Annotated in this window: 13 protein-coding genes; 7 read left to right on the plus strand and 6 right to left on the minus strand. The window is 42.4% G+C overall.

Translation table 11 applies throughout. The features are described 5' to 3' along the window. Nucleotides 1–33 precede the first annotated feature (33 nt). From DXA60_RS12355 to DXA60_RS12380, 6 genes are all read left to right on the plus strand, one after another. Nucleotides 34–2,064, plus strand: coding sequence for a sensor histidine kinase (locus tag DXA60_RS12355; RefSeq protein WP_117921638.1), 2,031 nt, complete (start codon nucleotides 34–36; stop codon nucleotides 2,062–2,064). Nucleotides 2,065–2,196: 132 nt separating this feature from the next. Continuing rightward, a complete protein-coding gene (locus tag DXA60_RS12360; RefSeq protein WP_117921639.1) occupies nucleotides 2,197–4,500 on the plus strand; it encodes a hydratase in 2,304 nt (767 codons plus the stop codon). A gap of 121 nt (nucleotides 4,501–4,621) precedes the next feature. Further along, nucleotides 4,622–6,007 carry an AI-2E family transporter gene (locus DXA60_RS12365; protein ID WP_117921641.1) on the plus strand — a complete coding sequence of 462 codons (1,386 nt, stop codon included), beginning with the start codon at nucleotides 4,622–4,624 and terminating at the stop codon, nucleotides 6,005–6,007. Between the two features lie 152 nt (nucleotides 6,008–6,159). Continuing rightward, nucleotides 6,160–8,778 (plus strand): tetratricopeptide repeat protein, encoded by a 2,619-nt coding sequence (locus DXA60_RS12370; protein WP_117921643.1) that lies wholly within the window; start codon nucleotides 6,160–6,162, stop codon nucleotides 8,776–8,778. A 47-nt stretch (nucleotides 8,779–8,825) separates the two neighbouring features. Next, nucleotides 8,826–10,724, plus strand: coding sequence for a 1,4-alpha-glucan branching protein GlgB (gene glgB, locus DXA60_RS12375; protein WP_117921645.1), 1,899 nt, complete (start codon nucleotides 8,826–8,828; stop codon nucleotides 10,722–10,724). A gap of 246 nt (nucleotides 10,725–10,970) precedes the next feature. Then, nucleotides 10,971–14,132, plus strand: a complete 3,162-nt coding sequence (locus tag DXA60_RS12380; RefSeq protein WP_117921647.1) for a DUF6240 domain-containing protein — start codon at nucleotides 10,971–10,973, stop codon at nucleotides 14,130–14,132. 33 nt (nucleotides 14,133–14,165) lie between these two features. Here the strand turns inward: DXA60_RS12380 and DXA60_RS12385 are convergent, their stop codons facing one another. The 5 genes from DXA60_RS12385 to DXA60_RS12405 form a co-directional block, all read right to left on the minus strand. Further along, the gene (locus tag DXA60_RS12385; protein ID WP_117921649.1) at nucleotides 14,166–14,936 is read right to left on the minus strand and encodes an N-acetylmuramoyl-L-alanine amidase; all 771 of its coding nucleotides are present in this window, start codon (nucleotides 14,934–14,936) and stop codon (nucleotides 14,166–14,168) included. A gap of 113 nt (nucleotides 14,937–15,049) precedes the next feature. Then, nucleotides 15,050–16,789, minus strand: a complete 1,740-nt coding sequence (locus DXA60_RS12390; RefSeq protein ID WP_117921651.1) for a glycosyl hydrolase family 18 protein — start codon at nucleotides 16,787–16,789, stop codon at nucleotides 15,050–15,052. 306 nt (nucleotides 16,790–17,095) lie between these two features. Beyond that, nucleotides 17,096–17,296 carry a hypothetical protein gene (locus DXA60_RS12395; RefSeq protein WP_117921716.1) on the minus strand — a complete coding sequence of 67 codons (201 nt, stop codon included), beginning with the start codon at nucleotides 17,294–17,296 and terminating at the stop codon, nucleotides 17,096–17,098. A 137-nt stretch (nucleotides 17,297–17,433) separates the two neighbouring features. After that, entirely contained in the window at nucleotides 17,434–17,838 is a 405-nt protein-coding gene (locus DXA60_RS12400) for a hypothetical protein (protein ID WP_117921653.1), read from the minus strand. Nucleotides 17,839–18,028: 190 nt separating this feature from the next. Beyond that, the gene (locus DXA60_RS12405; protein ID WP_117921654.1) at nucleotides 18,029–19,468 is read right to left on the minus strand and encodes a serine/threonine protein kinase; all 1,440 of its coding nucleotides are present in this window, start codon (nucleotides 19,466–19,468) and stop codon (nucleotides 18,029–18,031) included. A 148-nt stretch (nucleotides 19,469–19,616) separates the two neighbouring features. On the opposite strand from DXA60_RS12405, the gene DXA60_RS12410 reads away from it, so the two are divergent. Next, nucleotides 19,617–20,495, plus strand: coding sequence for an adaptor protein MecA (locus DXA60_RS12410; RefSeq protein ID WP_117921656.1), 879 nt, complete (start codon nucleotides 19,617–19,619; stop codon nucleotides 20,493–20,495). 113 nt (nucleotides 20,496–20,608) lie between these two features. On the opposite strand, the gene DXA60_RS12415 is transcribed toward DXA60_RS12410, so the two are convergent. Continuing rightward, on the minus strand, nucleotides 20,609–20,818 hold the full coding sequence (locus DXA60_RS12415; protein ID WP_006855380.1) for a DUF1858 domain-containing protein: 210 nt from the start codon (nucleotides 20,816–20,818) through the stop codon (nucleotides 20,609–20,611). Nucleotides 20,819–20,876 lie beyond the last annotated feature (58 nt).

Consider the following 20,876-nt stretch of genomic DNA (forward strand, 5'->3'; position numbering starts at 1 on the left):
GAATAAGACCCTGCACGGAGATGGAGACTTCATATGGAAAAAAAATCATACACATATGGCAGTAAGTTAGCAGGCATGATCCTGCATCTGTTTTTTACGGTAATCCTCACGATCGCCGTATATCTTCTGGCATCGTTGATCAGTAAAAATATTCTGCAGGTAACGGATATCGGAACAGATGATTTTTTTAATTCCGGATACTATACAAAATGTATGGAGCAGAAATGCAGTGAACTGACCGATTACCTTCATCTGTTACAAAAAGGTGATAAGCGGAGTGCGGAGGACGATAAGCGTTATCTGCAGTATACAAATGAGTTTAAGCGTGAAGACACCAATTTCTGTTACTGGTATAAACAGAATGGGGTGTGGTATACCAACCAGCCGGATTCAGTGGAAGGTCAGGAGTTTGATACACAGACCGTTCTCATGGAGGCAAAGACCATGGGAGATTATCTGCTCTATGATATGGAGAAAAAGGAATTTGGCACCGATATCCGCGGCATGGAAAATTATTTTTTTGGCAGTTACAACAATCAGATGTATCTGCCGCTTGAAAATGTGGTGCTTGTGATCGGGGTGGATACGGATCTGACGGCAAAAGATGATCTGTATGATGCCGAGGTGGAATATGTAAGACTGCATCCGTGGATCAAAGTCAGTATCGTTGCGGCATTGGTCAGTCTGATGGGATGGGTGTTAAGTCTTGTATATCTGACACTTGCGACCGGACACAGGGATGGAGAAGAAGGAGTTCATCTTAATTTTATCGACCGGATAAAAACGGAGATCGTGACCGCCGTTTTTATTGCAGCAACCAGTGAACTTATTATGCTTTTGTCCCATGTAAATAATAAAACATGGAATGTATCAGGACTTCTTGTTGCATCGGGAACGGTCAGTCTGTTAATTGATGTTCTGTTTCTTATTTTTTACCTGAGTATGGTACGCCGGATGAAGGCGGAAGTGATGTGGGAAAACAGTCTTGCATGCTGGCTTGTAAGGGGAATGGATAAGTTCTTTGAGAAGAGGACGGTAACGGTACGTGTGCTTGTTGTCTTTGCAGTTCACATGATCGTCTGTTTTGTGCTTGCCATGGGAGCATTTTATTACCACCAGGTGATCTGTCTGGTGCTGCTTCTGATCTTCAGCGGAATGGAGGCATATGCGCTGCTTCGGTCTGCGGTTGAGCATTATCAGGTGTATGAGGGCGTGGAGAAAATTACAGAAGGTGTGTTAAGCAATAAGATTGACACAGAAGGGCTGCATGGAGAAGATAAAAAACTTGCAGAGGCGATCAACAATATCGGCAGCGGTCTTTTACATGCGGTGGATGACAGTACGAAAAACGAGCGTATGAAAGCAGATCTGATCACGAATGTTTCACATGATATTAAAACACCGTTAACCTCCATTATTAATTATGTTAACCTGATTAAACTTGAACAGATTGATAATGAGCGAGTGAATGGCTATATCAGGATCTTAGATGCCAAGTCACAGCGATTAAAGCAGCTTACCGAAGATCTGGTCGAGACATCACGTATTACGTCCGGAAATGTCAAACTGGATATGCAAAAGATAGATCTGGTGGAACTCATTTATCAGACCGCAGGTGAATTTAACGAAAAATTTGAGGCAAAAGAGCTGACGATCGTTACAAAACTTCCGAAAACGGAAGTAATGATCCGTGCGGACGGCAGACAGCTGTACCGTGTGATCGAAAACCTTTATAATAATGTTGCAAAATATGCATTGGAAAAAACCAGAGTTTATGTGGATGTGCATGTGCTTGAGGAAAAAGTGACATTTTCCATTAAAAATGTATCGGAGCGTTCACTTGCACTGGAAAACAGCAATGCGGGAGATCTGACAGAGCGTTTTATCCGTGGGGATGCTTCAAGGACAACGGAAGGAAGCGGACTTGGACTTTCCATTGCAAAAAGCCTGACACAGCTTATGGGAGGAATTTTTTTTATCGGCGTGGACGGGGATCTGTTCAAGGCATCGATCACGTTCCCGCTTTACAGAGAAACACAACAGGAAAATGATATAGATGAATAAGATAGCTGCCGCCAGACAGCAATCTGTACTTTCAAATGCTTTCGGTTTAACGTGTAAAAGTACTTGATTTTTATTCATGCTGTCTATATAATTCAAGATAATAGAAAAATGGGCAAAAGAATGGAGGAAACCATGAAATTATACGATAGAGGTGTATATCTCGTAAATGGAAATGAACTGGTGCAGGATGGTGCAAATGCCATTGAAGAGGTCAGAAAAAAGACCGGTGCAGCAGTGACAAAAGAACAGGCAGCAGAAAATACGATTGCTTATGGCATCTTAAAAAATCATAATACATCCGGCAATATGGACAAACTTCAGATCAAGTTTGACAAACTGACATCCCATGATATCACATTTGTCGGAATTATCCAGACAGCAAGGGCATCAGGATTAGAGAAGTTCCCAATCCCATATGTACTGACTAACTGTCATAACAGTCTCTGTGCAGTCGGAGGAACGATCAACGAAGATGACCACATGTTTGGTTTAACCTGTGCAAAGAAATACGGCGGAGTTTATGTACCACCTCATCAGGCAGTTATCCATCAGTTTGCACGAGAGATGCTCGCTGCGGGGGGGGCTATGATCCTTGGTTCTGACTCCCACACACGTTATGGTGCACTCGGTACCATGGCAGTCGGGGAAGGTGGACCGGAGCTTGTAAAACAGCTTTTAAATAAGACTTATGATATCGACATGCCGGGTGTGATCGGTGTTTATCTGACAGGAACACCGGCAAAAGGTGTCGGACCGCAGGATATTGCACTTGCCATTATCGGAGAAGTGTTTGACAAGGGGTATGTAAAGAATAAAGTCATGGAGTTCGTCGGACCTGGTGTTGCAAACTTAAGCGTCGATTTCAGAATCGGTGTGGATGTTATGACCACAGAGACAACCTGTCTTTCCTCCATCTGGCAGACAGATGACAAAGTAAAAGAATTTTATGCGATCCACGGCAGACCACAGGATTACAAAGAGTTAAATCCGGGCAGCGTGGCATATTATGACGGAATGATCGAGATCGATCTTTCAAAGATCAAACCAATGATCGCAATGCCGTTCCATCCAAGCAACACTTACACGATCGAAGAGTTAAATGCCAACCTGATGGATATCTTAGATGACTGTGAGAAACGTGCAGAGGTAAGTTTTGATGGTGCGGTCAAACTTGACTTAAAGAGCAAAGTAAGAGATGGAAAACTGTATGTAGACCAGGGTATCATAGCAGGCTGCGCAGGCGGTGGATTTGAAAATATCTGTGATGCCGCAGACATCTTAAAAGGCGCAAGCATCGGACCGGATGAGTTTACTTTAAGTGTATACCCGGCAAGTACACCGATCTACATGGAATTAGTAAAGAATGGTGCAGTTGCATCCCTGATGGAGACAGGTGCGATCGTTAAGACTGCATTCTGCGGACCGTGTTTTGGTGCTGGTGATACACCGGCAAACAATGCATTTTCCATCCGCCACTCTACCAGAAACTTCCCGAACCGTGAAGGTTCCAAGGTACAGAAAGGACAGGTTGCTTCCGTCGCACTGATGGATGCACGTTCTATTGCAGCAACAGCCGCAAATAAAGGATTTTTGACAGCTGCAACAGACGTTGATGTGAACTTCACCAAACCGAAGTATTTCTTTGATAAAAATATTTATGCAAACCGTGTCTTTGACAGCAAGGGTGTAGCCGATCCTTCCGTTGAGATCCAGTTTGGACCAAACATCAAAGACTGGCCGGCAATGAGTGCATTACCGGAAAATATAGTATTAAAGGTTGTATCCGAGATCCACGATCCGGTAACGACTACCGATGAGCTGATCCCATCCGGAGAGACATCTTCCTTCCGTTCTAACCCGCTTGGACTTGCAGAGTTTGCACTTTCCAGAAAAGATCCACAGTATGTTGGCCGTGCAAAAGAGATCCAGAAAGCGCAGAAAGCGTTAGAAGCCGGAAACTGTCCGTTAGAGGCAGTAGAAGAGTTAAAACCGGTTATGGATGTCATCGATAAAGTGTTCCCGGAAACAAAATTTGAGGATAACCATTCCAATGGTGAGATCGGTTTTGGAAGTACGATCTTTGCAGTAAAACCGGGCGATGGTTCTGCACGTGAGCAGGCTGCTTCCTGCCAGAAAGTACTTGGCGGCTGGGCAAACATTGCAAATGAGTATGCAACGAAACGTTACCGCTCGAACCTGATCAACTGGGGTATGCTTCCATTCATTATTCCGGAAGGCGGGCTGCCGTTTAAGAATCTTGATTATTTATATATTCCAAATATCCGTAAGGCGGTTGAGGACAAGCAGTCTGAGATTACGGCATATGTGATCAAAGATGGAAAAGCAGAAGAATTTAAACTTGGACTTGGTGCGATGACCGATGATGAGAGAGAAATCATCTTAAAGGGTTGTCTGATCAATTATTACAGAGGGTAAAACCGCAGACTGATATTTTGGGGCATCGGCGCATGAGCACCGGTGTCCCTTTTTGCAAAATCCGGTAATTAATAAAAATTTCAGCAAAATCTGATTGCGTTACCTGTCTGCGAAGGTTATAATGAAAATATTAGATAAGACGGAGGATGGCAATTTGGACGAACAGGAGAAGATAAAAAAAACATCTCAGGAAACAGAATGGGAATTAAAACCACAGTATGTCATCATCGCACTGGTCGTATTTGTGACTTTCTGCTGTTGCATACTGTTTTTCTTTATGATCTACCGTTACAATGGATTCACAGACTTCTGGAAGAAGCTGTCTTTGATCTTACAGCCGATCATTATCGGTGTAGTGATCGCATATCTGTTAAATCCAATCATGAAATTTTTAGAGGGACACCTGTTTAAGTTTTTAGAGCCGCGGATGAAAAGCAAACGTAAAGCGAAAAAGACGTCACGGGGAATTGCAATTACCGGATCGCTGGTATTTTTAGTGGGAATCTGTGTGCTTTTGGTGGCGGCGATTGTTCCATCTATTTCTGAGAGTATCCAGAGCATGATCACATCGTTTCCACAGGAAGCAAAGGATCTGACGAAATGGGTAGACGAGGTGACAAACGGTGATACGGAATTTGCGTCCATGATACAGCAGGGCGTGGACAAAATAACGGATACGGTTGAGACCTTTTTTGAAGATGATATTTTTTCAAAGGTACAGACCTATCTTACATCGATCACAAGCGGTGTCATCTATGGAGTCAAGTTTGTTTTAAATGTGATCATCGGTCTGATCATTTCAGTTTATGTGATGGCGGACCAGGAACATTTTGCCGGACAGGCAAAAAAGATCGTATATGCACTGTTTAAACCGGTGCGTGCTAATGTCATTGTTGATACTGTCCGTAAGAGTAATGAGATTTTCAGCGGCTTTATCAGTGGTAAAATATTAGATTCGGCGATCATTGGTGTGCTCGCCTATATCGTGCTTGCAATCATGAAGATGCCGGATACGGTGTTAGTCGCCGTGATCATCGGTGTCACCAATGTTATACCGTTTTTCGGTCCGTTTATCGGTGCGGTGCCGTCCTTTATCATTATTGTGCTGCAGAATCCGATACAGGGATTATATTTCCTGATCTTTATCGTTGTTTTACAGCAGATCGACGGAAATATCATTGGACCGAAGATCCTTGGAAGTTCTACCGGATTATCGGCATTCTGGGTTGTGTTTGCAATTCTGGTATTTGGCGGATTATGGGGATTCCCGGGAATGTTGCTCGGAGTGCCGCTTATGGCAGTAATTTATTATATTGCACAGAAAACAGTGTCTTATTTATTGAAAAAACGCGGACTTACAGCAGATACATCGGCATATGTATATCTGACAGAAGTTGACAGGGAGAGCAACCAGCCGGTTTATGATAAGAATCCGACCAAAAAAGAGCTGAAAAAGCATCGCGAAAAGCATATAGAAGAGAGTAAAAAAGAAGAAAAAGATCAATGACAGAAAAGAGGGGGAGCAGACTGCAAACCCCCTTTTTTTGCGTGTATCATAGCATTTTTTCTTAGATTAATTTTTGACATCTATATGTGCGTATGATAAACTAAGAACAAAAGAAGCAGCAAAAGAATAGCGCGTTCAAAGGTGGCATAATTTTGGATAAATATGAATATAAATTAAAACTGGATCAGATGAAATCACTGACTGCCGAACATAATTATGAAAAGGCAGCAGAGATAGCTGATACGATCAACTGGAATAAAATAAAAAATGTAAATGCACTTGTAAAAGTTGGAGAAATTTATGAGAATACCGGTCGTCTGGAGGACAGTCGTGAAGTTTTGCTCATGGCATATGACAGATCACCGATTGGAAGGATGATCATTTTCCGTCTGGCAAAGGTTGCAATCAAAATGAAAAATTTTGATGAGGCGAAGGATTATTATCAGGAGTTTGTGGAGATCGCGCCGCATGATAATTTAAAATATGTGCTGAAATATGAGATCTGCAAAGCGCAGGGTGCAAATATAGAGACTCTGATCGGAATTTTAGAGGAGTTAAAAGAACAGGAATATACCGAAGAATGGGCATTTGAACTTGCATGTCTGTACCATAAAGCGGGTATGGCAGATAAGTGTGTGGAGGCATGTGATGAGCTGGTTCTGTGGTTTGGAGAAGGTCCATATGTGGAGCGTGCCTTAGAACTGAAGATGATCTATCAGCCATTAAATAAACAGCAGGAAGAAAAGTACCGGAGATTCTGTCAGAAACGTGAAGGCGTTGTTGAGGTCAGACCGGAGGAGGAACTTGATTCGGGGGAGATCGTTAATGAAACCGTGCAGATACCGGATGTGAAACTTTCACCGGAGCGGTTTAATACACAGAATCTGCAGGAAGAATTACAAAAAAGCATGCAGCAGATCATGCAGGCAACGGAAAAAGAAACCGTCACGGACAGTATGGATAATATCAAAAAACTCGTGGAGGAGATCCCTTATCTGCAGCTTCCGAAAGAAGAATATGATCAGTCCGGGGAAGATGAAAATAATCTGGCACATATAGAGTCGGATCACGAGATCGATGATTCATTAAAGATAAATTTTAAAGAGCTGCTTGCGGAAGAACATGACGGACAGCTTGGAATGTATATGCCGGAAAAAACGGCATTAGAGCATCAGATTACCGGTCAGATGAGTATTGAAGAAGTTCTTGCCGAGTGGGAAAAAACAAAATATGCTGCCGAAGTTGCATTAGAAGATGCAAAGCAGCGCAGACTTGAATCGGCAAAGGCACGCGCCCTGCAGGAAGCTGAAGAAATTATGGGACGCCTTGCTGATATTATTCCAAAACTTGATGCAGGCATTGCTCCGAAAGATATACTGCAGGATCAGTATATAGAAGGCAAGCCGCTGGAAAATGACAGGGCAGCAGCTATGGTTGCAAATATGAATCAGATCTTGCAGGAAGAGATCGAACGGATCTCGACTGAGACGGCAAACATTGATAAACAGCTTGCAAAGGCAGCCGGATCGGCAGCGACTGAAACCGCATCGCAGATAGCCGGATCGGTGGCGACGGAAACTGCACCGCAGATAGCCGGATCGGTGGCGGAAACCGCACTGCAGGCAGCTGCATCAGAGGAAGAAACGTCCGGGCAGGAAGAACCATCAGAACTGGAAGTGAATGAGGATGAGATCGCAGAAGAAGTATCAGAGATGATGCAGACCCCGGAGAATATGGAAATTCCTGAGGAGGATCAGCTACAGGAATCCTGGACAGAAGAGGAAAAGGAAGATTTTTCTCAAGCAGATCAGGAAGATGAAATGCCGGAGGTAAGGGCACAAGAGCAGTCGGCAGATGATTATGATGTAATTACTGCCGATACGATCGACCTTGGAAAAGTGGTAACGGATCAGACATTAGCAGAGACAGTAGAACATACTGTTGACGCGGAAAGTGTTCTTCCACAGATCAGTGAGCCTGAAGATGAGGAAGATTTTGAGGCGGTTACATCTTTGAGTGAAGAACTGCGAGGGATATTTACTTATTTTGTTTCGATAAAAGGAATGGAAGAGCAGATATGTCAGGCACTTACAGGTGCGGCAAGACATCTGAAAACAGGGAAGGATGCCTCCACCGGAAACATGGTGATCCAGGGTGGAAGCGGAAGTGGAAAAACAGTTCTTGCAACGGCTATGGTAAAAGCCTTACAGAAGGAAACCGGAAGGCCGAAGGGCAAGGTTGGAAAGATCGAAGCATCTGCATTAAATAAAAAGGATGTTGCATCGTTACTAAAGAAGATTTCCGGTGGGTGTCTGATCATTGAGAAAGCAGGCGATATTTCCAAAGAAACAGCAGTCCGGCTGTCACTTCTTCTTAAAAGTGATACAAGCGGATTATTTGTCATTATGGAAGATACACATCGTGGAATTGAGAAAGCACTTGGCAGGGACGAGGGATTTGCTTCCCGTTTCTCTGAGAAAATCAATATTCCGATATTTACCAGTGATGAGCTTGTCTCATTTGCAAAAGCATATGCAAATGAACTTGGATATACAATAGACGAGATGGGTATTCTGGCACTTTACAACAGTATCAGCAATATTCAGAAATATGACAGGGCAACAACACTCACAGAGGTAAAGGAAATCGTGGATGATGCGATCAGTAAATCTGAAAAGGGCGGTTTACGAAAAGCATTTAGTATCATCACATCCAGAAGATATGATGATGAAGATTATGTGATTCTTCGCGAAAAAGATTTTGGAATCTAAAATATACAGGCTATAATCATGACATAAAAATAAAGGGGTGTAAGGGTATGGCTAATTTTTCAGAGTTGGATCGCTATTTATTTGGACAGGCGACGCATTATGAGATTTACCGCAAACTGGGGGCACATTTTACGGATCAGTATGGAATCCGTGGTGTATGTTTTGATGTATGGGCTCCGAATGCCGCGAGAATCTGGGTAATCGGTTCTTTTAACGGATGGGATGAAACGGCAGATGAAATGACAAGGCTTGAGCCGGATACGATGGGAATATTTGAATTGTTTATTCCTGGTATAGAGGAAGGGGCTCTGTATAAGTATCTGATCGAGACGAAAGATGGAAAGCGGCTTTATAAAGCAGATCCATATGCAAATTATGCGGAACTTCGTCCGGGAACAGCATCTGCAGTCGCAGATATAGATCATTTTAAATGGACTGATGAAAAATGGATGGAAGAGCGTGCTAAGACCAAAGATGTCTATGCAAAACCTATGGCAATCTATGAGGTGCATCCGGGTTCCTGGAAACGCCATCCGGGCAGAGAGGATGACGGATTTTACAGTTACAGGGATCTTGTGAAGTATCTGATCCCATATGTAAAAGAAATGGGATACACACATATTGAGCTGATGGGTATTTCGGAATATCCATTTGATGGTTCCTGGGGATATCAGGTGACGGGTTATTATGCGCCGACTTCCCGTTATGGAACACCGCAGGATTTTGCGTATTTTATCAATGAATGTCACAAACATAAGATCAGCGTGATCTTAGACTGGGTGCCGGCACATTTTCCGAAAGATGCACATGGACTGACTGAGTTTGATGGGACATGTCTATATGAATACGCAGATCCGAGAAAAGGAGAACATCCGGACTGGGGTACAAAGATATTTGATTATGGCAAGAATGAGGTCAAGAATTTCCTGATCGGCAGTGCATTAATGTGGATCGAGCATTATCATATTGACGGACTGCGTGTGGATGCGGTGGCATCCATGTTATATCTGGATTATGGAAAGCAGCCGGGACAGTGGGTTCCGAATAAGTATGGCGATAATAAGAATCTTGAGGCAGTGGAGTTTTTTAAGCATGTCAATACGCTGATCCTTGGAAGAAATCCGGGGGCAGTCATGATCGCAGAGGAATCTACAGCATGGCCGAAGGTGACTGGCCGTGTGGAAGACGATGGACTTAATTTCAGCTATAAATGGAATATGGGATGGATGCATGATTTTCTGGATTATATGAAACTTGATCCATATTTCCGTAAGGACAATCATCACAAGCTGACCTTTGCCATGAGCTATAATGAGAGCGAGAAGTATATCCTTGTGCTTTCCCATGACGAGGTGGTACATCTGAAATGTTCCATGATCAATAAGATGCCTGGCGAGATGGAAGATAAATTTAAAAATCTGATGGTCGGTTATGCATTTATGATGGGACATCCAGGCAAAAAACTTCTTTTTATGGGACAGGAATTTGCGCAGCTTCAGGAATGGAGTGAGGCAAGAGAATTAGACTGGTATCTGCTGGAAAATCCGGATCATCAACATATGCAGAACTGGGTAAAGAAATTATTACATATTTATCAGAAAAACCCGGCACTTTACGAGCTTGACAGCAGTTGGGGCGGATTTGAATGGATCAATGCCAACGACGCTGACCGCAGTATTTTCAGTTTTATCAGAAAGAGTAAAGATGGAAAGAATAATCTGCTCTTTGTATGTAATTTTACACCGGTGGAACGCAAGGACTACCGTGTCGGCGTACCAAAACGAAAGACTTATAAACTGATCTTAAACAGTGAAGATGCGGAATTTGGTGGAAATGGTAAAGAATGTCCGGTAAGTTATAAAGCTGTTCGGCAGGAATGTGACGGAAGACCTTATTCGTTCGCATATCCGCTTCCGGGTTTTGGTGTAGCGGTATTCCGTTATTGAGATTCTGTAAAAAAGCAGGACAGAAGCTGGAATTATATCGAAAAACTTAATAAATACGCTGATGTATCCGATATATACATCAGCTATGGATGGCGCAGATATTTCAGGGAAATGAAAGTATGCGCCATTCTTTTGTCCTGATATCAGAGACTATGGGACAAATGTTTTGAAAAAACGGATACAGATGAATGAAGGAATTTACATCAGCCGGTGCAAAATGACAGAGATAACAAGGAGAGTCGGATCATGAGAATAGATAACCAACAGCAACAGAATAAGGGAGTAATGGATCTGATGCCGCAGACAGGAGCGGTGGAAGAAAAAAACGGGATACAGTTGTTTGCGGATGCGGTAAAGACGGAGAGCAGTAAAAAAGCGACAGGAACCACGTCTTTTCAGGCAAAAGAGGTTACTTATCTGAATCCGGCAAAAGAAGAGAAAAAGACGATCATAGATGAGATCGAGCAGTCAGGCTCTATGGATGCAGGGGAGAGAAAAGCTCAGATGGCTGTGCTTGCGGAGACTACTTCACCGGAAGACTATAAAAAAATGCAGGAGGAAGGTTTTTCACTGGATGATACCACAAGCAATAAGATCGTGACCGTGACGGATAAGATCAAAGCACAGCTTGCAAAAGCAGGGGTGGATATTTCTGCATTCGGAGATGATCTTGATTTTGAACAGCTTGCGCAGATCACGGGAAGCCCGGAACTTGCAGCGCAGATTGCAGACAGTCTGCGGGAGGCAGATCTGCCGCTTACAGATGATAATTTTAAACAGATCGCAGAGACAGTAGATATGGCAGACTCTTTATCGCCCTTGGATGATGGAGCCGTAAAATATCTGATTGATAACCAGTTAGAACCTACTGTGCAGAATATTTATTTTGCCAGACATTCTGCCAGCGCAGGCTATATGCCGGCAGAACAGCAGGATATTTCTTCTTTCCTTCCACAGGTGAAGAATGTGATCGCATCAGCAGGGCTGGAAGTAAATGATGATACAATCGCAACCAGTAAGTGGATGTTAGAAAACGATATACCGTTGACGAAAGAAAATCTTACCTATGCGCAGGCACTGCGTCAGACAGAACTTACTACAAGCGCAGAAAATGTTGCTGCACTTGCAGCGGAGGCGGTCAGTGAAGGAAAAAGCGCACAGGATGCGGTGATACTTTCCGGTTACACATGGATGGAGCAGGCACAAAATGCTGTGGATACTGTAGAAAATGCAACGGATGAAGACCTTGTTTATATTGTGGAAAAAGGACTTCCTCTCACATTAGACAGCTTAAGGGAAGCTGCGGCAAACAGGGTATCAGGAAGCACAGTACAGGATGCGGACGGAAATTATACACAAAAAGGGCAGCAGCTTCTGACTGCACGCAGGCAGTTAGAGGAGATCCGTCTTGCCATGACTGCCAAAGCAAATTACCGTTTGTTAAAACAGGGTATTTCCATTGACACAGAGCCGCTGGTAAAACTGGTGGAGCAGTTAAAGGATCAGGAAAATGAATATTACAGAAATCTGTTAATGTCTGAGGGTGTGGATGCGACTAAGGAGCAGGTAGAACTCTTTGGAGAGGTTGATAAAAAAGTTACCGACATGCGTTATGTCCCGGCATATGTGCTCGGAATGAAAGATGCTGACGTGTCGACGATCAATGGTGTCCATGAGGCAGGAACGGAACTGAAAACTTCCTTTGAAAAAGCAAGCCGGCAGTATGAGACACTGATGACAGCACCGAGAGCTGATCTGGGGGATTCCATCCAGAAGGCATTTCGCAATGTGGATGATATTTTAAATGATCTTGGCATGGAACTGACGGATGAGAACCGTCGCGCAGTGCGTATCCTTGGATATAATAGTATCGATATTACGCAGGATTCTGTGCTTACGATGAAAGCGGCAGATGAAGAAGTGCAGCGTGTCTTTAAAAACATGACACCGGCAGTTGTTACACAGATGATAAAACGTGGAATAAATCCACTGGAAATGGATTTTACATCGCTGAATCAGGAGGCAGAGAGTATCAAAAGCGAGGAGCTTGGCGGGGAAGATTACCGTAAATTTAGTGAATATCTCTGGAAAATGGAACAGAATCATAAGATCAGCGAGGAAGAACGCAGTTCTTATATAGGAATCTATCGTCTGATCAGACAGGTGGAAAATACGGACGGTGCAGCGATCGGTGCATTGATACAGCAGGGAGCACCGATTACCATGAAAAATCTCCTGACAGCTGTGCGTTCCGAAAAACGCAGCAGTAAGATGGATTATTCCGTAGATTACAATTTCGAGGGTGTATCCGGTACATCGAAAGGCAGCTCTATTACGGATCAGATTGAGGCAGCATATCAGAATAATTGTTTAAAAGATGCATCCGAATTACTGACGCCGGAGCGTGCAAAAGTTCTATTTGAGCAGGATATGGAATGGGAGAATATGACACCGGAGGAATTGAAGGCAGTACTGACACAGGCAGGTGAACAGGCGGATGAGAGCAGTATCGATGCGGATTACGCAAAAGAGCAGCTTGCACAGTTAGAACAGGCAGCAAATGCAGATGAGAGCATTTATCGTATTCTGGATAAATATGATATCCCAAATACCGTGTCGAATGTATTGGCAATGGAATCTATGCTGAACCAGCGAAACCAGATGTTCCGGAAGATTTTTGGAAGCAGTACGGCAGACCACAATGGGGATGATCAGGTAGATGCAGAGGACTTAGAGGCAATTAAACAGGAGTTGTTGGAAGAATTTGGAGAGGCTGTTTCGGAACCGGCAGATATGGCGGTTGCGCAGGAAAAGCTAGGAGAGCTTGCGGAAAATGTGATGAAAACAATGATAAACAGCGATCATGTGACAAGCCTTGATGTACGGGATATGAAAATGCTTTCTGCACAGCTTTCTGTAAACAGTATCCTTGCAAAAGAAGAACAGTATGCTGTTCCGGTGATGGTCAATGATGAACTCATGAATGTTTCTGTTAAGATCGTGCGCGGCGTGGACAAAAAAGGTATTGTCGATATCATGATGGAAAGTGAACTGTGCGGAAAAATTGCGGCGACATTCCAGGCAAAAGAAGATGGCATACATGGACTGATCGCCACAGATTCAGAGGAGACAGCAGAACTTTTTAAGGGACAGACACAGGATCTTTCGGATTTGCTTGGGGGAGAAAATGATGATGTCACAGAGTTACATTGTGCGCATATTCCGGATCTTGATCTGAATCATTTTTCCATGGGGGCATTTGGAGTCGATGCAAAGGAGGAAACGCAGCTTTCTGATTCTCAGAAAGCTGAGAACCGTGATACTTATCGTGTGCAGACTTCACGTTTGTATGGAATTGCGGAACATTTTATCAAAGCGGTAAAAGGAACACTCACAAAAGAAGTTTAGAGATAGATGCAGGATCGATGCTATTATTTTGAACTATGTTGATTCCGACAGATAATTCTGTATACCGTTATATATGGCATCGACAAGCTGATTTTGATAATCATCTGTCAAAAGAAGATCCGCTTCTGTCGGATTGCTTAGGAACCCACACTCTACGATAACAGTAGGTGTGGGTGTTTTTTTGAGCAGATAATAACTTTCATTTGCCTTTGCAACGCGGTGATTATCGGGATCAACATTTGAAATCAGACTGTCCTGAATCATATCGGCAAGTTTTTTTCCGTCCTGTGACTGACCAAAATAAAATACCTGTGCACCGCAGACTTCCGGAGAGGGGTAGCTGTTCTGATGCAGGCTGACGGTAAAAATGGGTGAGGCATCTGAAATGATCTTACAGCGGGTTTGCATATCTTCCGCTTTTTTGTTTGTACTTCCCTCAGAATAAAGACCGGTGTCAGAGTCACGTGTTAAAATGATCCGGATGGAATCCTGACTGAATTTATCGCGCAGTTTCAGTGCCAGTGCAAGGTTGATATCTTTTTCCAATGCATCATTAATGCCGACTTTGCCGGGATCGATACCTCCGTGTCCGGCATCGATCACGATCGATAAACCATCGGAAGATGATTCATTTTGCCCGTTTCCGGCAAGTTCTGTATCAGAAACGGAATCTGTGCCTGGCGTATCGGGTAGTTCTCCTGTGTCCGCGTGACTGTTTTGTACCAGTATGGCACTTTGGCTTCCAAGAAAAAAAGCAGCAATCACCAGACAGACAGCCATTATAAGTTCTATCTTTTTTTTCATAAAAAATCCCGGAGTATCGTTTTTATAAAATATTCACGATCTCCAGGGTTTATGTCATGATCTCATGTATGTATTTAGTTTATGCATTTAGATCATATAGTTCATGCATGTATTTAGTTAATATATTTTATAACAGTGTCCCATGTAGAAGGCAGCTCTAAACCAAGTTTCCAGAAAGAACCACCGGCAAGCTGGTTTTCCTGAAGAACTTTTAACTTCTCTTCCAGGGAAGCAGCATCCTCCACCCATATTTTGTAAGTGACCCCATTGTTTTCATACTGAACATAATATTGACCATCTGCATCTGACCATACCGGCTCGGCTGCATTGGCACTGATCAGTTTTTGGATCTCTGACATACCGGTTGCATAGGAGTCTAATGTAAAGAGCTGATAACTGTCAGCATCTGTAGTGTCGTCAGCATCTGTAGTGTCGTCAGCAGGTGTCTCAGACCATACACGGGCATAAAACGGCATACCTAAGATCAACTGATCTGCAGGAACTTCTTTTAAGGTATTGGCAACCCCTTCTTTTACAAAATTGATGGAAGCTACAGATCCTGCTTCTTCAGAACCGGAATAGTGCTCATCGTATGCCATGACAACAACATAATCTGCAAAAACCGCCTGCTCTGCACGGTTATAGAACGCAGTATAGCTGGTAGGAACATAATCATCCACGGAAAGGACGATTCCGTTGTTTGCACATTTCAATGAGAGTTCACGGATAAACTGAATGTAAGAGTCGCCGACTTCGGAACTTAATGCCTCGAAATCGACGTTGATACCGTCAAAGTTATACTGAATGGCTGCGGAGATCAGGTTATTAATCAGATTTTCGCGTTTGGAAGTATAAGTTAAAACGGATGTGGTATCGACATCTTTGTTTTCCAGATTGCTTACAAGTGCCCACACTTCAATACCATTCTGGTGGCAGTAATTTACATAGTCGGAGCTTGCAAGAGAAGCAATATTTCCGTTATTGTCATTCAGATAGAACCAGGTAGGGGAGATAACATTGATCCCTTTGGTATTCTGGAGCACAGATGCAATGGTTGTATTGGCATCCGCATTTGTGATCTGATGCCAAGCCATGTTGATCTTAAAATCCTTTTTAATATGTGTAAATTCTTCTGAAACGTAATCGCTGGTCAGTGTTTTGGCAGATGTGGTGCCAAGTGCTTTTGATTTGACGTATCCAATGATGCCATCTGCGGTGGATATTTTTGTCCAGGTATCACCTGTCTCTAAGACAGTAACTTCCGTATTTTTATCGATATCTGCAAGGATCGGACTCTTAATGCCGCCTTTTTGCCGGACCTGCGTTTTTTGCTTAGCCGGTGCAGTTGTGTAATCGCCCCAGGCGGTTGTAAGAATTACACGGTTTGGAGACTCAAGTACTTCATATGAGAAATCAGAGTACAGTTTTAAAAAGTCAATTGCAATATATGCAGTCTGTGCATCTGCCTTGACAACTGCATGATCTAAGGAATGGGAATCCTTTGTTACATAGTAACTGGTGCTGTCTGCATCTGCAGAAATGAGATCTGTCGCAGTTGTATAAAGAAGTTTATTTTCGTTGTGATCCCAGTAAAAACGGTCATTAAGATTAGAACGTACTGTTTCATAATCAAGATAGACAGTTCCGTTAAGGAGTTTTCCTTTTGCATCAAGAACCTGGTTATTCAGGATCAGGGCTACGTCCTGTTCACTGGACAGATTATAGTAATCAGATAAGTTCATATGTTCCTTGGAAGGTGTATATTTTTCAATGATGCTTCCGAGAAGCATAAAACAGATAATGACGACGATCAGAGCACCGGCAGCTAAAACAGGGACAAATTTTTTTTTCATATAAAGAACCCTCTTCTTCTTAAGAATTATCGTATGTGCCCCTATTGTAGCATAACGATATGTAAATTCAAAGTTATTTGCTTTATTTTAAGGAATCATTCATTTTATTTTAAAGAATTAGAATTTTAAAAAAACTGCCGTAAGGAAAAACTCCCGCATACGGAAGGCTTTCCTTACGGCAGGGTTTATGTTCGGTAAAACCCTGCCGTTTCTTTTTTTCGGATTTGTATGTTGCCTTAGATAGTCGTTTTATATTCTGACTGGGTGGGCATTGAGGTACTCCATCCCTGTCAATTATTCAGATCATCATATATTTGTTTTTTTGATTTTATCAAAATGTAATTCTGTAAGCACCCCCTCGTTGAATACATAATCTCTCATATAAGAATTTTCTTCTGTGACAGAGAGCTCCTTTGTGACCTCTTTTGAATTGCTTGGCACACCTTCAAACCAGATGGTTGTTCCCATATGTTCTAAGGAAGAGAGCTCTAAGTAAAGCTTTTTCATATGTTCAGAATCCAATATTGTTATCCCCCGTTTTCAATTTCTGTATGACAAAGCGGATTAAAATCCTTTATTCCCAAAAGGAAATTCGCTGGTTGCAATTGTGTGATATATTATAAAATAATTTCTGCAGAAACTTTTCAGCAGATAAATTTCTGCAGGATGGAAAAATGTTCTTTTTTTATATAAAATGGATCCGGAATAAACGGAATACTGCTTACAGAAATCTGGTAAAAACGGGAAAAATCACGAATCTGTTTTGGACTTTCCGTTCGCGTTAGACAGTAAAAACCTTCCCCAAGGTTTGTATAGTGACTGAGCGATTCTAATAGATCCCGATATTGCCTGATATTCCATGGTGCGAGACTTCCGATGACAAGCTTTCTGTCACAGCGTAGAAATTCATGGATACAGCACTCACCAAAATTGCCAAAATCAAAGAGCAGGATCTGATATCCCTGATTATACAGACCCGGCAATTCGTCCGGTGTCACATCCGGATAGTAATCCACTCCGTGAATGTTAAAAATGGTACGGCTGTTCATAAATCCACATCTGCACGGGAGCGTGGTTTCAGAAGGAATCGTTGAAAGATTTTTCCTTTTATGAAGCTCTAACAGTGCAGTTTTTTTATGCAGCTTTGAATGACTCAGGTTTGAAAGCGCAATTGCAAGGTGCGTAACACCGGCACCGGCTGTACTGCCTGAAATGCCTATGGTAAGTCTCTTATTTAAATCAGTTTTTCCGATGTTCCGGATGATGTATCAGCTCCTTTCGTTGTAGGATTTGCATAATGAGACGTTCCTTCTCTAAAGTCACATGAAAAGGATCAGTGTCTTCAGGAAAACAATAGACCGGATTTTTCAGATACCTGGCATACTTTCTGGCAGCATTTTTATTGCCATGATTACAGATATATACGTGAGTGCCGGCACTTTTCAGCTGGCTGGTAAAAGCAAGTGTATCTGCAATATCCCATGGACTGCCGCTTAACAGGATAAATGTCAGGTCAAAGTGACCGAAGTCAAGGTATTCACTGGTATGGATACCGAAATCCCTTACCCGGATTACAGATGGTAAAACAGGATCTTCTATTCCGGGACCGTAACAGGGAGTGGCAGAAAAATTTTTTGACTGAAATATGCCCTGATTTTCTGTGGGCAGAAAACCTGCCTGTGTCATGGATATAAGGTTGTCAGAATGATCCATTGGTATATAACAGCAGGGAATATGTTTGTGATTCAGAGTGTTTACCAGTGATACTGAAAAAAATGTTGCACCGGCACCGGAACGGCTGCCGATCACGGCTATGTTTTTTATGAGATGTGTAAAAGAATGACACGCAGAATCTCTTTTTTTGAATGCCTGTCTGAAAATAAAATTTTTCCTGGCTGGAGTTTCCTGACCAGTTGGTTCTGACAGTGCAGACATAAGATCAGTGGCTGTCTGATATCTGGTGTTTGGATCTGGATCAGCAGCTTTTTCTATAATATGCGTGAGTGCTTCGGAACAGTCTGGTGTGCATGTTCTGGAAAGTATTTCTAACACTTTCCCAAGAGAATAGATATCGGAAGCAGTAGTTACAGTATTTCCATTAAGAGCTTCCGGGGCAGCATATCCATCTGTTCCGTATAACTGGAAATTTTTACCAAAAACGGTAATAAATGAAGCGATTCCAAAGTCGATTAATTTTATCTGATTTCCACATAATATAATATGCTCCGGTTTTAAATCCTGATACAGGATAGGGTATGGAGATAGATGATGCAGGTAATCAAGAACGGCACAAATCTGCAGTCCGTAATTTATTAATTGTTCCTCTGGAATTATTTCCTGATGGAGAATAAAATCCTCCAATGAATCACCCTGAATAAACTCTTCTATCATATAAAAAAAATGATCATCTTCGTCGATATCATATATGAGGGGGATGCCAGGATGTTTAAGATTCTTCAGAAGGCAGGCTTCTTTTAAAAGCTGTTCTTCTGAAAAGTTGGAAGTGTTTCGTGCAGTGTCTTTGGGGATACACTTAATGGCACGATAAACTTTCAGTTTGAGATGTTCGGCAAGATAGACAGTGCCGCTGCTGCCGGCACCAAGAGTCGAAATAATGCGGTATTTGCCAAACAATAAATTGGTATCTATGCGATATCCGCTCCTTTCCGGGCGTGTCATATTCGCATCTCATGCATAGTTTATATCATGAATTGTTTTATATTGCAACTTCTTTTGTAATGTTTGTGTAATATAGACAAAGATTAATGCTTATAATACAGCATATGTTACAGAAAAAAGAGTTGTTATTCATGCGTAAAAGGCAGTTATGGTTTTAGAAAGTTTTAATAATGGTATACTTTACATCGATATTGCATTTGTTTATAATAGATGTACAGTTTACAGGGTTTCCCGGATAAAAGGAAGTGATTGTATGAAAATTGAAAAAGTAAATGATAATCAGATTCGTTGCACACTGACGAGAGAAGATTTAGCAGAGCGCCAGATTAAGTTAAGTGAGCTGGCATACGGTACGGAGAAGGCAAAGATGCTGTTCCGTGATATGATGCAGCAGGCTGCATACGAGTTTGGGTTTGAGGCAGATGATATTCCGCTGATGATAGAAGCGATTCCGTTGTCGGCAGATACCATTATATTAGTCATTACGAAGGTAGAGTATCCGGAGGAGCTTGATACGAGATTTTCCAAGTTTTCTGATCCGGATCCAGAGGATTTATATGACGATGCCATTGTTGGTGCGAATGCTCCGATTTCCGAAGGAGCAGATGATATACTTGGAATATTTAAAAAACAGCAGGAATTAAGAAATGCAGCAAAAGCAAAGCAGAATGACAATTTCGTACCGTCAGATGGCGGTCAGAAAGAAAAAGAAGATCCGGTCAAAGTCCTTGTAGACATTACGAAATTATTTATGTTCCAGAATCTTAAGGAACTCTCAAAACTTGCTGCTGTATTAGGTGATTTTTATAAGGGAAAAAATGATCTGTACGAGGATGCTGCGACACACAGATACTATCTTCTGGTAAGTAAAAGCAGCCAGTCACCAGAGGAATTCAATAAAGTCTGCAATATTTTATCTGAGTATGGAGCCCAGCAGGCATATTCACCTGCGACGGAGGCTTTTTTTGGCGAACATTACAGACTGGTCATAAAAGGAAAAGCATTGCAGATGCTTGCAGCATTATAAATGGCAGACTGTACTTTCCCGGGTTGCAGATTCGGGTTGATATCAAAAAGGATCGTGAAAATGATGACATTTTCGCGATCCTTTTTGAGTGTTTTTCCCGGAAGTGGGAATGACTATGCAAGATCTTTTGCAAGGAAATCATTGATCTCTTTTACAAGAGCATCCGGCTCAATTCCATGAACCATAGCGGCCTCTTCGATGGTCTCCATCTGGGAAGATGGGCATCCGAGACAATGCATACCGATATTTAAAAGAATTGGCGCGATGTTTTCGTCAATCTGAAGCAGTTCGCCGATCATAGTAGATTTTGTTACCTGTGTCATATAGTCCTCCTTATAAAAATAGGTTTTTTTAGTTTTATCACAGCTTATTATGCCTGGA

It is taken from the genome of Roseburia sp. OF03-24 (assembly GCF_003463035.1).
GTDB lineage: Bacteria > Bacillota > Clostridia > Lachnospirales > Lachnospiraceae > Roseburia > Roseburia rectibacter.

Bases quoted from the DNA above. Each gene is read 5' to 3' on its own strand.
- DXA60_RS12360 (WP_117921639.1), top strand. From the start codon at position 2,197: ATGAAATTATACGATAGAGGTGTATATCTCGTAAATGGAAATGAACTG.
- DXA60_RS12395 (WP_117921716.1), bottom strand. From the start codon at position 17,296: ATGAAAAAGCTTTACTTAGAGCTCTCTTCCTTAGAACATATGGGAACA.
- glgB (WP_117921645.1), top strand. From the start codon at position 8,826: ATGGCTAATTTTTCAGAGTTGGATCGCTATTTATTTGGACAGGCGACG.
- DXA60_RS12415 (WP_006855380.1), bottom strand. From the start codon at position 20,818: ATGACACAGGTAACAAAATCTACTATGATCGGCGAACTGCTTCAGATT.
- DXA60_RS12365 (WP_117921641.1), top strand. From the start codon at position 4,622: ATGAAAATATTAGATAAGACGGAGGATGGCAATTTGGACGAACAGGAG.
- DXA60_RS12380 (WP_117921647.1), top strand. From the start codon at position 10,971: ATGAGAATAGATAACCAACAGCAACAGAATAAGGGAGTAATGGATCTG.
- DXA60_RS12355 (WP_117921638.1), top strand. From the start codon at position 34: ATGGAAAAAAAATCATACACATATGGCAGTAAGTTAGCAGGCATGATC.
- DXA60_RS12405 (WP_117921654.1), bottom strand. From the start codon at position 19,468: ATGACACGCCCGGAAAGGAGCGGATATCGCATAGATACCAATTTATTG.
- DXA60_RS12410 (WP_117921656.1), top strand. From the start codon at position 19,617: ATGGTTTTAGAAAGTTTTAATAATGGTATACTTTACATCGATATTGCA.
- DXA60_RS12390 (WP_117921651.1), bottom strand. From the start codon at position 16,789: ATGAAAAAAAAATTTGTCCCTGTTTTAGCTGCCGGTGCTCTGATCGTC.
- DXA60_RS12385 (WP_117921649.1), bottom strand. From the start codon at position 14,936: ATGAAAAAAAAGATAGAACTTATAATGGCTGTCTGTCTGGTGATTGCT.
- DXA60_RS12400 (WP_117921653.1), bottom strand. From the start codon at position 17,838: ATGAACAGCCGTACCATTTTTAACATTCACGGAGTGGATTACTATCCG.